Origin of the sequence: Photobacterium makurazakiensis (assembly GCF_050336715.1) — a bacterium.
Lineage (GTDB): Bacteria > Pseudomonadota > Gammaproteobacteria > Enterobacterales > Vibrionaceae > Photobacterium > Photobacterium makurazakiensis.
This window is the reverse complement of the sequence record NZ_JAKJSJ010000041.1, coordinates 1-13,777: the sequence shown is the minus strand read 5'-3', so window position 1 is coordinate 13,777 and position 13,777 is coordinate 1. Positions and strand designations below refer to the sequence as shown.

At 42.5% G+C, this 13,777-nt stretch carries 11 protein-coding genes; 9 read left to right on the top strand and 2 right to left on the bottom strand.

The window, feature by feature from the left end; all coding sequences use genetic code 11:
• Positions 1-616: 616 nt before the first annotated feature.
• Positions 617-1,438, bottom strand: coding sequence for a formate dehydrogenase accessory sulfurtransferase FdhD (fdhD, locus tag L4D09_RS18145; RefSeq protein WP_428458929.1), 822 nt, complete (start codon positions 1,436-1,438; stop codon positions 617-619).
• Between the two features lie 352 nt (positions 1,439-1,790).
• Here fdhD and L4D09_RS18140 point away from each other — a divergent pair, with 352 nt between their 5' ends.
• The 9 genes from L4D09_RS18140 to cobB all read left to right on the top strand — a co-directional run bounded on the left by L4D09_RS18140 (position 1,791) and on the right by cobB (position 11,614).
• On the top strand, positions 1,791-2,267 hold the full coding sequence (locus L4D09_RS18140) for a DUF3305 domain-containing protein (protein WP_428458928.1): 477 nt from the start codon (positions 1,791-1,793) through the stop codon (positions 2,265-2,267).
• On the top strand, positions 2,257-2,961 hold the full coding sequence (locus L4D09_RS18135) for a DUF3306 domain-containing protein (protein ID WP_428458927.1): 705 nt from the start codon (positions 2,257-2,259) through the stop codon (positions 2,959-2,961). The genes L4D09_RS18140 and L4D09_RS18135 overlap by 11 nt, the downstream gene beginning before the upstream one ends.
• Positions 2,962-3,224: 263 nt before the next feature.
• The gene (locus L4D09_RS18130; RefSeq protein ID WP_428458926.1) at positions 3,225-4,895 is read left to right on the top strand and encodes a 4Fe-4S binding protein; all 1,671 of its coding nucleotides are present in this window, start codon (positions 3,225-3,227) and stop codon (positions 4,893-4,895) included.
• 21 nt (positions 4,896-4,916) lie between these two features.
• The gene (locus L4D09_RS18125) at positions 4,917-5,525 is read left to right on the top strand and encodes a TorD/DmsD family molecular chaperone (RefSeq protein WP_428458925.1); all 609 of its coding nucleotides are present in this window, start codon (positions 4,917-4,919) and stop codon (positions 5,523-5,525) included.
• A 159-nt stretch (positions 5,526-5,684) separates the two neighbouring features.
• Positions 5,685-5,882 (top strand): twin-arginine translocation signal domain-containing protein, encoded by a 198-nt coding sequence (locus tag L4D09_RS18120; RefSeq protein ID WP_428458924.1) that lies wholly within the window; start codon positions 5,685-5,687, stop codon positions 5,880-5,882.
• Positions 5,883-5,895: 13 nt separating this feature from the next.
• The gene (locus L4D09_RS18115) at positions 5,896-8,751 is read left to right on the top strand and encodes a formate dehydrogenase subunit alpha (RefSeq protein ID WP_428458923.1); all 2,856 of its coding nucleotides are present in this window, start codon (positions 5,896-5,898) and stop codon (positions 8,749-8,751) included.
• 12 nt (positions 8,752-8,763) lie between these two features.
• On the top strand, positions 8,764-9,387 hold the full coding sequence (gene fdh3B, locus L4D09_RS18110) for a formate dehydrogenase FDH3 subunit beta (protein ID WP_428458922.1): 624 nt from the start codon (positions 8,764-8,766) through the stop codon (positions 9,385-9,387).
• A gap of 183 nt (positions 9,388-9,570) precedes the next feature.
• Positions 9,571-10,599, top strand: coding sequence for a formate dehydrogenase subunit gamma (locus L4D09_RS18105; protein WP_428458961.1), 1,029 nt, complete (start codon positions 9,571-9,573; stop codon positions 10,597-10,599).
• A 277-nt stretch (positions 10,600-10,876) separates the two neighbouring features.
• Complete coding sequence (gene cobB, locus L4D09_RS18100) at positions 10,877-11,614, top strand: Sir2 family NAD+-dependent deacetylase (protein WP_428458960.1); 738 nt, start codon at positions 10,877-10,879, stop codon at positions 11,612-11,614.
• 88 nt (positions 11,615-11,702) lie between these two features.
• On the opposite strand, the gene L4D09_RS18095 is transcribed toward cobB, so the two are convergent.
• Positions 11,703-13,777, bottom strand: a 2,075-nt coding sequence (locus tag L4D09_RS18095) for a hypothetical protein (protein WP_428458921.1), incomplete at its 5' end; no start/stop codon positions are given.

The window sequence follows — 13,777 nt, the reverse complement described above, 5'->3', positions numbered from 1 at the left end:
ACTGATCGGATGACCTCTTATACTGCAGAGTAATTTACTGGTCAGACGACTAAAAATAGTGTGCACCTAGTGGCACAAATGCTCAAAGGAAAAGCCAGTAAAATGAGCGTTGGATCACTATTCTATCAGGGAATATGTTGATTTAGAGTAATTGCTCACAGAATCTACAGGCGATTTTCAGCCGTCACATCAGACCAGTGGCAAATAACGTGTTTTGTAACATACGCGATATAACAATTTGGAAACAATTTTGGCCGATTTTTCTTCTGATTGTCAGCACATGTCATTTGAAAGTACTGAAAGATATTTTTGCTGGCAAAATACTTTTGATGAGGTGTTTTATTGAATAATAAGATTGCATCTTTTGCGGCGGTGAATCATGAGGCATTTGTAAAATGAGAGCAAAGTGTGAGTGGATCACAAATAAATAAAAAAACGCGGGCATTAACCCGCGAGAATAGTTTATTAAGTATTTACACAATTGTTGTTAAGTTGATTTATAAAATGAACAACAAACTGGTTTTAGGGCATCTTAAGCTGGACACATCTTCTTACTTAGCACGCCATATTTTCATGTCTGTTTGTTCAAAATAGTAGCCATCAGGTTTAACTCGTTTTAACCTTTCACATCTAAGATAAGGTTATCTTTCCCACTATAGACTTGAAAGCGATGGCCCTTCGCTCGGGCTATCATGGTTATGCCAAGTTTCTGTGCTAAATCGAACCCCATCTGTGTCGCACCAGAGCGCGAGAGCAGCACTGGAATACCCATCTGCGCAACTTTAATGACCATCTCAGAGGTTAGACGGCCGGTGGTGTAAAAGATTTTGTCTTCACCCGTTTCGCCTTGTAACCACATTTCACCAGCAAGTGTGTCTACCGCGTTATGGCGGCCAACATCCTCAACAAACGATAAGATGTTGGTGTCTTTACAAACCGCGCAGCCATGAACAGCACCAGCAGCTTTATAGGTTTCATTATGATGGGTAAGCGATTCAAGTAAGCCATATAAGGTTGATTGTGAAATAGAGGGTTGCGGTAGAGTCACATTTTCTAATTTCTTCATTACATTGCCAAACATGGTGCCTTGACCACAGCCAGAGGTAACGGTTTTTTTCTCAAGCTGTTTAGCAAGACCGGATGTATTTTCTTTGGTAATGACGGCTGCTGAGTTGGTTTCCCAATCTATGATCAATGATTCAATGGCATCAATATTTTCAATAAACCCTTGGTTCTTTAAATAACCCAAGACGAGTGCAGAGGGGCGTTCGCCCAGTGTCATTAGCGTAACGACTTCAACCCAATTTAGATAAACCGTTAAAGGATGCTCGCAGGCAATTTCTTTTTCCATCATGTCGCCATATTCATCCATAACGTGAACGGTCATGGTTTGTTTAACCGATGAATTGGTTTTTATGATTTTTGGCAGTGTGCTCATCAAAAATTCCTGCTGTTTCAAATACAAATCGAAGGTAAGAGATTTTGTCCCGATGTTCTATAGGCAAATAGCTAAATGTTATCTCATTCTTGCGTTCGCGAACCTATAGAGTCGGTCTATTCTCAATAATGCATAAGTCATTATTCTAAATGGGTGTATGCAGGATATTAAAGCGTTAAATCAAGCATCGTTCATTTATTACTGATTGTAGGCAAAATTAATTAGTTGGTGAAAAAGATAACAGAGTACAGCTAATAAAGGCTAAAGGATTGATTTTTCATAGTTGGCCTAATGTTTGCTTTGTATGACTGAAGTCCAGTATCAGATGAGCATAACGGTTTAAGGAGAGAAAGTGCCAGAACTACATAAAGACGAATCTATTTGGCCTATTGCCTTCCGCTTGGTGTCTGAAGAAAAGCAAATTGGTCGTTGGTCGACACTATCTTGGTCTATTGAAGACGTTTGTCTTTACGACCAAGAAAAAAAAGATCAGCTCGTTCAGACTGACAACGGGCATTTGCTTGCACTAGAGCTATATCGTGATGAACGTACTGATTACCGTTTTAACTTGAGCTCGCAAGACCCGCACCTATTTTTTGTATGTGAAGAAGAGAATGAACAGCTTTCGCCACTATTAGTCACGGCGGCACAGAGTGTCGCTGGTAGCTACATGGATGGGGATTACCAAGTTCTTCACATTAAAGCACCACTACAAGTTCAGGCTTGGATGGAAGCGTTTATCGGTCGTCATGGCGAGCTTATCGAATTTCGTGGCAAGCGTTGTAAAGATAAGCGTAAAGAGAAAAAAGGGCGTTCAAGTGGCAACTAATTTTCTTCAGCGCTGGTCAACAAGGAAACTTAAGGCTAAGGAAGAAAAAGCCACAGGAAATTATGATGTTGATGCTCTATCAACAGCATCTTCTACGGATGAAGCGATAACTCAAACGGCTGAACCGCTGTGTCATAGCAACGATGAAGAGGCTGGCATTGGGCATTCTGACGATGCATCTTCAAGTACATTGGCTGTTAGTGAAGAAGGTGGCTCAAAGAACGAAGAGCCGCAACTGACATTTGCTGATGTGGCAAGAGTCAGTTTTGATTCTGGTGTGACGTCTTTTATGAAAGAAGGCGTTGAAAGGTCAGTTAAGAAGGCTGCATTACGTAAGCTATTTCATTCAGATGAATTTAACTATGTTAGCGATATGGATGATCACACTGAAGACTTTTCTAATATCCCAACACTTGATTCTAATGTCACTAAACAACTTCGTCATTGGGTAAATGAAGCGGCAGAAAAAGTCGATGAACTGCTAACAGACGCAAGCAGTACTGAACGAGCAGTAGCAAATTATGACATTGATCAGATTGAATCAGGTGTTGAATTACCTGATACGTTAACGCATTACGATGATGATAAATACAAAATGGTTGAGGCATCGCTATTCGGTAATGATATGGATGCACTCGCTATAACACAGGCTAACTCGTCATCGAGTGCTGCACTGACAACAAATGATAATTGAGACAAAAAGGGAATAATACCCTTAAAAATCATCGGGACAAATTGGCGCAATATACAGCAATGTGTGGGACAAATTGTCGCTTTCAGTGTTAGCCAAGTTGTCTCTTTCTGACTTTAGCGCCTTATAGGTCATTTTATTCCGTGAAAAGTTGGATCGGTTATTGCTCTAACCTATGAGCATGAAGTGAATTGTCTTAAAAAGCATATAGGAACAATGACCTTCAATCGGCACTGACTAGCGGTGACGAATAGACAGGAATAAGAATGTTAAATAGTACACTCGAAGCATTATCTGATAGTAAGTTTACTTGTAATAATGGAAAAGCACGTCTAGCGGCAATTAATGGCACGGTTGAGCTGTCTAATTTAATTCCCCCTACGGTTTCTTATGAGAGCCGGGGTAACGTTGTCATTATTGGGGCGGAAGATACGATTACCTCAATGGCATCTCAGTTTTCTGCATTGAATTCGGTAACCCTACTTGCCACTGAAAAAGCAGAATTACCTCAAACATGTGCGAATCTATATTACACGCAGACTGTGACAGTTAAAGGTTACCTCGGGGCTTTTTATGTGACATGTGCTGTTGATGGGAATGCACTTTCAACAGCGAACCTCGCAAAAGTTGCCATTGGTGCTGACTGTTTTGATCTTGTGGTAGATATGACAGTAGAGGGTGTGATTGCCGTTGAAATTCCTGCTCCGGGTTATTATGCCGTTGGTGCAGGCAAAGCAACACTCGCAGATGTGATTGAAGAATTGCCTGATATGTTAGGTACCTTCGATAAACCAAAGTACTTTCGTTTAAATCCTGATTTATGTGCCCATTCATCTCGTGGCATTAGTGGGTGTGATCGTTGTGTTGATGCATGTCCAGCAGGTGCTTTATCAAGCACTGGGCATTCTATTGAAATCAATCCTTACCTTTGTCAGGGCGTTGGTACTTGTGCAACTGCCTGTCCGACAGAAGCGATTAGTTACGCATTACCTGATCCTGATAATACTCAGCATTTTGTTTATCGCCTATTAACACGTTATTTCGAGGAAGGAGGCGAGGCTCCAACTTTGCTTCTATTTGGAAATCGTGATGAAACTGCGGTTGCTAATGCTTTGCCTCTATTACCGACAACGGTTATTCCGGTTGCATTGGAAGAGCTAGCGACAGTTGGAATTGATACTTGGTTTAGTGCCTTAGCATATGGTGCGCATCAAGTTCTTTTAGCGACAAATACTGCTTATATTCCCGACACGATAGATCGCGTACTTAGCGATGAAATTACCATTGCGCAGACATTTTTATCCGAATTGGGTTACGAAGCTGATCGTATTACCTTATTTGATATTGCCGATGCGGAACAATTTAACGGTTTTGATGCTGCTTTATTAGCTCGTCATGAACGCTTAGAAGGCACGAAAAGAGAAAAACTCTTTAGCGTACTTGATGACCTTTATGCGCAAGCACCAACGAAACCAAAATTTTCCAATATTACTGAGAATGCGCCTTACGGTTCTGTCGAATGTCAAACGGATGATTGCACATTATGTATGAGTTGTGTGGCTGTTTGTCCAACACGGGCATTGCATGCCATTGGTGATCGCCCAGGATTATTATTTATTGAGCAAGATTGTGTTCAATGTGGCATGTGTGAAAAGGCTTGTCCTGAAAAAGTGATTTCACTTAAGCCTGGTTTAACTTGGGAAAGTGAAGCTCGACAAACTGCACGTGTTGTTCATGAAGAAGAAGCGGCTTGTTGCACAAGTTGCGGGAAACCATTTGCCCCTGCATCTATGGTGAAAATGTTAACTGAAAAGTTACAAGGTCACTCTCATTTTCAGGGTGATGCGATTCGTCGTTTATCAATGTGTGAAGATTGTCGAGTTAAAGATATTTTCACCACTATTACCGACGATCCTGAAAGTCAGTTGAAGGTGTAGGGCGAAAAAATGGAACAAAAAATGAAGACTCAGCAAGCCGAAATGTCAGCACAACAAGACACACTTCGCGTGGATATTTACGCAATGCTTGCCACACTTTTACGTCAAGCTCCGGATCAATCAATTCTTGATTGGCTTTCTGACCTTGACGTTGGTGTGCAAACCGCCGTTCACAATACCACGACAATAGCAGCGGCTTGGCCTGTGCTTAAGTTGGCGGCACAGAAGACCACACTTTTAGCGGTAGAAGATGAATATCAAGATTTATTCATTGGTATTGGTCGCGGTGAAATTGTGCCTTTTGGATCTTGGTACTTAACCGGGTCTTTAATGGAAATGCCGCTTGCCCATCTTCGTCGTGATTTAGCTCAGTTGGGCTTCCAACGTGATGAGTCAGTGAAAGAGCCTGAAGATCATATTGCGGCATTGCTTGAGGTGATGGCTATGCTGGTGGAAGACGGTGACTTGCATTTGCAGCGCTCCTTCTTTAATCGCCATATCGCACCATGGTTTGAACGGTTTTGTTTTGATTTGAAATCAGCGAAGAATGCTGTGTTTTATAGTGCTGTGGGTGAATTGCTATTGCAATTCATGACGATCGAAAAAACGCGTTTTGTGGAAGTGAACTAAAATCTTCCTAATTGATTTTTTGTGACGACGTAACCCTATACAGCCCTTTACAAGGCTTGTTGCGTTCTAACAATCGAAAAACTTAGCAAAATAATAGACTTCCGACTGTTAAGTAACCTAAGCAGATCTGGAAGCAACATGATAAAGGAGCAAGCTTTTATGAGTGAGCACAAAAAACCTGATCAAAGCCGACGTCAGTTATTAAAAAATATTGGCCTGACGGTGGCTGCTGGTGCTGTTGCAGCTGGTACAACAACGGCGGTTCAAGCTGGTGTTGATAAGCCGGAAGAGAAGAATGAAAACTCAACAGGATATCGTGAAACGAAACATATTCGCGATTATTACGAAACCTTGTAAGGCGGAGCCATAAATGAAACTGACAAAACGTTCCGACAACGTGAGCAAGGACGAAAACCAGCTTGGTATATCCCGTCGTTCCTTTATCCGTAATACATCACTGGCTGCGGCTGGTGGTGTTGCTGGTGCCTCCATGTTTGCACCGAGCATGATGAAAAAAGCGCAAGCTAAAATTGTTGACCCGAAAGCACCTGTAGACGTTAAGCGTACTATTTGTTCTCACTGCTCTGTGGGCTGTGGTATTTACGCAGAAGTACAAGAAGGTGTCTGGACTGGTCAAGAACCCGCTTTCGATCACCCTTTTAATGCTGGTGGACACTGTGCAAAAGGTGCTGCGCTTCGCGAACATGGTCATGGTGAGCGTCGCATCAAATACCCTATGAAACTTGTCGATGGCAAGTGGAAGAAATTAAGCTGGGAGCAAGCACTAGATGAAGTGAGCCAGCAGGTTTTAAAAATTCGTGAAGAGTCAGGCCCAGACTCGGTTTACTGGCTTGGTTCGGCGAAGCACAATAACGAACAGGCTTATCTGTTCCGTAAGATGGCATCACTTTGGGGGACCAACAATGTTGACCACCAAGCACGGATTTGTCACTCAACCACAGTAGCTGGCGTTGCCAACACTTGGGGTTACGGTGCCATGACCAACTCACTAAACGACATGCATAATTGCAAGTCGATCTTATTTATTGGTTCAAATCCTGCCGAAGCTCACCCTGTGGCCATGCAGCACATCCTGATCGCAAAAGAGAAGAACAGCTGTAAGATCGTGGTTGCCGATCCTCGCCGCACACGTACCGCTGCGAAATCAGATCACTACGTGTCATTGCGCCCAGGTTCAGACGTAGCCTTCGTTTGGGGTGTTCTATACCACATATTCAAAAACGGCTGGGAAGATAAAGAATTCATTCGCCAGCGTGTTTGGGGTATGGATGACGTTCGCACTGAAGTTGAAAAGTGGAATCCGGCTGAAGTTGAACGTGTATCTGGTGTACCAGAAGCTGATGTTTATCAAACGGCGAAACTACTTTCAGAAAACCGTCCTGGTTGTGTTGTTTGGTGTATGGGTGGTACTCAGCACACCACTGGTAATAATAATACGCGTGCCTACTGTATTCTTGAGTTAGCGCTTGGCAACATGGGTAAATCGGGTGGTGGTGCGAACATTTTCCGTGGTCACGATAATGTACAGGGTGCCACTGACTTTGGTGTACTGTCTGATAACCTTCCTGGTTACTACGGTCTGTCTGAAGGTGCGTGGAAGCACTGGGCAAAGGTATGGGATGTTGATTATGAATGGCTAAAAGGCCGTTTTGATCAGGCTGACTATCGCGGCAAAAAACCAATGAACAATGCCGGTATTCCAGTATCACGTTGGATAGATGGTGTTCTTGAAGACAAAGGTAATATCGAACAGAACGATAATGTTCGGGCTATGTTCTATTGGGGGCATGCGGTTAACTCACAAACGCGTGGTCCAGAAATGCGTACTGCAATGGGTAAGCTGGATATGATGGTGATTGTTGACCCATACCCAGGTGTTGCTGCAGTTATGAATGGCCGTAAAGATAATGTCTACCTGCTACCTGCGACCACACAGTTTGAAACAACGGGTTCGGTGACGGCGACTAACCGTTCAGTGCAATGGCGCGATAAGGTTATCGAGCCTCTGTTCGAATCTAAAACTGACCACGAAATCATGTACTTGCTTTCACAAAAGCTAGGTTTAGCAGAGCAGCTATTCAAAAACATTAAGGTTGAGAATAACGAGCCTGTTATTGAAGACATTACTCGTGAATATAACAAAGGTATGTGGACAATCGGCTATACAGGTCAGAGCCCTGAGCGATTGAAAGCTCACCAGCAAAATTGGCATACCTTCCATAAAACGAGTCTTGAAGCTGAAGGCGGTGTGGCAGACGGTGAGACTTACGGCTTGCCTTGGCCATGCTGGGGTACAGCAGAAATGAAGCACCCTGGTACACATATTCTTTACGATACCTCGAAAACCGTTGCGCAGGGTGGTGGTAATTTCCGTGCTCGTTTTGGTGTTGAACGTAATGGTGAAAGCCTATTGGCTGATGGCAGCTATTCACTGGGTTGTGAGCTAGAAGACGGTTATCCAGAATTCAGCGACAAAATGCTCAAGCAACTGGGTTGGTGGGATGATCTAACCGCAGAAGAAAAAGCTCAGGCTGAAGGGAAAAACTGGAAAACCGATTTGTCAGGCGGTATCCAGCGTGTCGCTATCAAACATGGTTGTATTCCGTTTGGTAACGCAAAAGCACGTACTGTGGTATGGACATTCCCTGATGCCGTACCGTTGCACCGTGAACCGCTATATACGCCTCGTCGTGACCTTGTAACAGACTATCCAACGTGGAATGACAGTGAGGCAATGTTCCGTCTACCAACGTTATACAAATCAATTCAAGACAAAGACATGTCAGGTGAATACCCAATTGTACTGACCTCTGGTCGCTTGGTTGAATACGAAGGCGGTGGCGATGAGACTCGTTCAAACCCATGGTTGGCAGAGCTTCAACAAGAAATGTTTGTGGAAGTGAACCCGAAAGATGCGAATGACCTAGGTTTCCGTGATGGTGACATGGTGTGGGTTGAAGGTGCAGAAAAAGGTCGAATTCATGTTAAGGCAATGGTGACACGTCGAGTGAAACCGGGTTTGGCATTTATTCCATTCCACTTTGGCGGTAAGTTCCAGGGCGAAGATTTGCGTCCTAACTACCCTGAAGGTTGTGCACCATATGTATCTGGTGAGTCGGCAAACATTGCAACTACCTATGGTTATGATCCTGTTACTCAAATGCAGGAAACGAAAGTAACCCTTTGTAAGATTTCGAAAGCGTAAGGAGTCATTCAGATGGCACGTATGAAATTTCTTTGTGACTCTAAACGTTGTATCGAGTGCAACGGTTGTGTGACAGCTTGTAAGAACGAAAACGATGATGCGCTAGAGTGGGGTATTCAACGTCGTCGCGTTGTCACGCTAAACGATGGTGAGCCAAACGAGAACTCAATATCAGTTGCTTGTATGCACTGTAGTGATGCGCCTTGCATGGCGGTTTGCCCTGCTGATTGTTTCGTACAAACAGAAGATGGCATTGTTCTTCATGATAAAGACTTGTGTATTGGTTGTGGCTACTGCTTATTCGCTTGTCCGTTTGGTGCGCCGCAGTTTCCTAAGCAAACAGCATTTGCTGAGCGTGGCAAGATGGACAAATGTACATTCTGTGCTGGCGGTCCTGGTGTAGAACCTGGCTCAGTTGAAGAGAAGCAGAAGTACGGTGCTAACCGTATTGCTGAAGGGAAGTTACCAATGTGTGCATCGCTTTGTTCAACCAAAGCCTTGCTTGCAGGAGATGCAGCCAAAATCTCTGATATTTATCGTGAGCGTGTGGTTGCACGTGGTGCAAAAGAGGCAGGCTGGGCAAACGTTGATGCAGACGATCTTGCTTATGACGCAGCTAAAGAACGCAAGGCTTAAGCTTTGCAAACACTAGGGGCTAGCTAATCGCAGGCTAGTGTCTAAAAGTTTGGCTTGTTGTGGTGAACGGTATGTCTGCCATGACAAGCTGAATGCTAGATTGAGTGAAACTGTTAATAAACAGTCGGGAGTTTTATGACTAAGCGAATTCAACATTGGTTTGGCATGCTGGTAACCGTATTAATGCTGACATTATCTTTATCAGCATTTGCCAGTAATGAAGCCAATGATAACTCTAATACGGAGCGCTTGGGTGAGTCTGTGGTGAGTAAAGAGATCGTAGCTTTTGCTGGTGCAGATTATTGGCGCATGGTCAAAGATGGTCAGGAGGGTACCACCACCTCACAGTCACCGGAACACGGTGTACTTATCAGTGTTCCGGGGCAAACATGGTACATTTTGAAAGAAAAGTGGATGTCTCCGTTAGGGGCACTCGCTATCTTTGGTAGCTTAGTAATGGTCGCTTTAGCTTATTTGGTTGTTGGCCCTCTTAAATTAAGCAAGCCTAAGACGGGACGTAAGATTAAGCGTTGGACTCGGATGGATCGTGCGCTTCATTGGAGCATGGCATTTACGTTTTTAACATTGGCATTTAGTGGTTTAACGCTTGTATATGGTAAGCACTTTATCAAGCCTGTCGTACCGACAGAGCTGTGGGGCTGGGTTATTTACACCGCGAAGCAGTATCATAACTACATTGGTCCAATTTTTGGCATTCTCTTGTTGGCTGTACTATTGAAGTGGTGGCGTAAGAGCGTGTTCAATATGGTCGATATGAAATGGTTTATGAAAATGGGTGGTATGGTCGGAAAGCATAAAGGCTCACACCCTTCGGCTGGCTTTTCTAATGGTGGAGAAAAGGTGATCTTCTGGTTGTTGATTTTCTTTGGCCTGTTTATCACTGTCAGTGGGTTTGTGTTAGATTTCCCCATTTTTGGTCAAACCCGTCGTGATATGGAACTGTCAAACCTTGTTCATATGTTCTCAGCACTTATTTTGATTTGTGGTTTCATCTTCCATATCTACATAGGTTTGTTTGGTATGGAGGCGGGGCTGGATGGCATGATCACTGGTGAAGTCGATGAAACATGGGCGAAAGAGCACCATGATCTATGGTTTGATGAGGTAAAAGACCTTCCTGAAAATCAACCAGACTACGATGCTAAAATTGATGCAGACAAGAAGGGCAGCTCCGCACAAGATAATGTGTAGCTATTAACTCTTTTATATCGAAAGCCGACTTTTTGTTAAAGGTCGGCTTTTTATTTGCCGTATAAGCTTAAATACAGCTAGTTAACTAGCTGTATTTATTAAACAAAAACAAGAGTCATGTTAGTATTACTGGAGGATGGTAAAGAGCTTACTTTTATAAAGAGAAGTCATCAAATCACACCTAACGCACTATAACTTTATATTTAACAAAGAATATTAGACTAATGTATTAGGCAATATACTTATAACCTTATGAAAACAATGGTATAAAGTCTTTATAGATAATAAAGTTAAGGGTGCAGTTATGCTTTTTCCGTATCGAAATATTGTTATTCTCACTGGGGCTGGTATTTCGGCTGAATCGGGCATCCGTACATTCCGTGATCAGGATGGGTTGTGGGAAAAACACCGGATTGAAGATGTCGCAACCCCTGAGGGTTACCATCGTGATCCTGCTTTAGTTCAAAACTTTTATAATCAACGTCGTAAACAATTAGAGAGTGGTACGGTTTCTCCTAATGCCGCTCATCAAGCACTTTCACGGCTGGAAAAAGAGCTCGACGGTAAAGTAACTGTTGTTACGCAAAATATTGATAATCTGCATGAAGCTGCGGGCAGTAAAAATATTATTCACATGCATGGTGAATTACTCAAAGCTCAATGTAGCCAAACAGGTCAAACGGTTGAGTGGCAGGGTGATATTGCATTAAACGATCATTGTCACTGTTGTCAAATGCCATCACCAATGCGTCCAAATGTGGTTTGGTTCGGTGAAATGCCCATCGGTATGGACAGAATTCACGATGCGTTGCTAGAGGCTGATCTATTTATCTCAATTGGTACTTCAGGTGCTGTATATCCTGCTGCAGGTTTTGTACATGAAGCCGCGATGCATGGTGCTCATACAATCGAGCTGAACTTAGAACCTAGTGAAGTTGAAAGTGAGTTTGCTGAAAAACGTTACGGACCAGCCTCGGTGCTTGTACCGGAGTTTGTAAAAGAAATTCTGAGTTAATCATTACCCTATTTCAGAGCCAAAAGCCCACTTAGTAATTGCTAAGTGAGCTTTTTTATAAGTGCTGTATCTAGGTGCCTTTATTTCATTAGTGTGGTCTGGGAATACCATTTCCAGAGAAGCTCACTTTGACATTCTCGACTTGTGTTAGATCGATATTTTGCCAATTGTTTAGCTTAACCGTCCAAGAGCTGAATGGTGTGGGCATGAAATAGTTTAAGGCATAATCGGAAGCAATAGCACCACTCGTTATAAATCTAACTTGTGAGGTTTCGCTATCTTCTAAGTTGTAAATAACCTTACGTAATAATGGTGTTGCACTAAAAGAAAAAACGTCATCATTTCTTCTGTCCTGATAACTGCCACTAGAAAGCAAATCGATATTATATTGCCCTAAAGGCAGCTCTGTACCTTCAAAAATGACACTGATTTCATCTAACCTGACACGCTCGAAATCGGAAAAAATCTGAGCATCTAGATCTAGAGTAAAGTGTAAAACGCCATTTTCAATAAAATCGAGCAGCTTATCTGGGTTGTTAATGTTGTGAATAATTGAAAGAAAGTTTTGTGGGCGAGGGTAGAAGCGATCTAGGCTTGCTGACTCTTGCTCTCTCATAAATGCAAGATCTCTTGCATACTCTTCAAACGATTTGTTGAGTGCTGCAGAGACCGTACTTTCTTCTAGTGACCAATAATTATATGCAGCTTGATAATTCGCTATTGCAACAAACATAGGTTTTTTAAGATTGTTTAGCGCTCGATAAAAGGCATCTTCTAATGCATTAGCTGCTAAAGAGTCGTTTTCGATTGAAGTAATAAGCTCACCTATACGATCGACGCTACTGAGATTAACTTGTGATGATATTCTTAGATCTATTTGTCTTGATAGCTCTTGAGCGAGATTGATTTCTGTTGCAGTGATCGCTTTAGCTTGGGCTGCTAATCGCTCTAATTCTGCTAGGTACTCAACAGAGCCGCCTACACCAACTTTAATGAGAAAATTGAAATCAGCTCTAGCATCAATTAAGAACTCGTCCCAGACTAGGTTTGCCGCTTCTAAGTTAGGTACTGTATGTTGAAGGTTATTATAGAATTTAGCTATGTCTTCAACGGTAGTAATGTATTGAACATCTCGCGCAAACACATCTATTTCAGCCATGGCATCGTTAATCTGAGACTGCATCTTTGCAATTTTGTCTAACCTCTTTTTCAGTAAAACTAAATCTGTACCTAAGTCGGGTAGGGTGGCGACAAACTTGATTAATCCACTAGGGTCACCTCCCGCTGACCCTGCAATCGCAGTAGCACCATTTGCTATGGCACTCACGACATCAAATACAGCTTTAATAACGGCTCTGTCTTCATAAGTCTCTAGACCGGCTCTGAAAGCAATTTGTGCTTTTACGATATTAAGGTCTTGACCACGGTAATTCTCTAATTGTAAGTCGAGGGACTCTCTTAGTTGATGAACTTGGTTAACTGACCTATCAATAATTGCATATTCTGCATCGCTCGCAGCTTGTAGGTCTTGAAGCATGAACTCTGCAATTTGCTTTCGGTCAGAAAGTATAAGGCCTCTATCGATATAGTTTTGATATTTGTCTTCATAAGCTGCCATTGCATTAAGGTAACCAGAGTAGGTATATTCATAAAGATCATGACTTAACCCAGGTACGAATCCAGGGTTATTATAAGATAGCTGGAAAAATTGTTTCAAGTTAGACACTTGCAAATATAGTGGAACTAACTCCTGATTGTCATTTATTGTTTGAGGTAGAAATCGTAATACGCGTTCGATCCAGTTTAGCATGGTCAAACTTAGTTCAGGGGCAGTGTCATAGATTGAAGCTGCCATATCAAATGTATTACTGAATACATCGATATAGGGTTCGCTTTCGACTTGTATAAAGCTGTCTATATCTTCATTGATGATGAGCTTATTATAAGCACCATTATTTACCACATAAACCTCACCGAAACCAACGTTGACTGGTTCTACGATATCAAACTCGTAGCCAAGTGGCAGTAAAGTGATGATATTTATATTGGCTTCCACATTTTCAGTAAAAACACCAAGTGATACAGTGTTTGCGCTTCTTGCATCAATATTTAATGTGGCAATAGCATCACCAATAATATTTCTAGCAAAAATAAATACTCTCT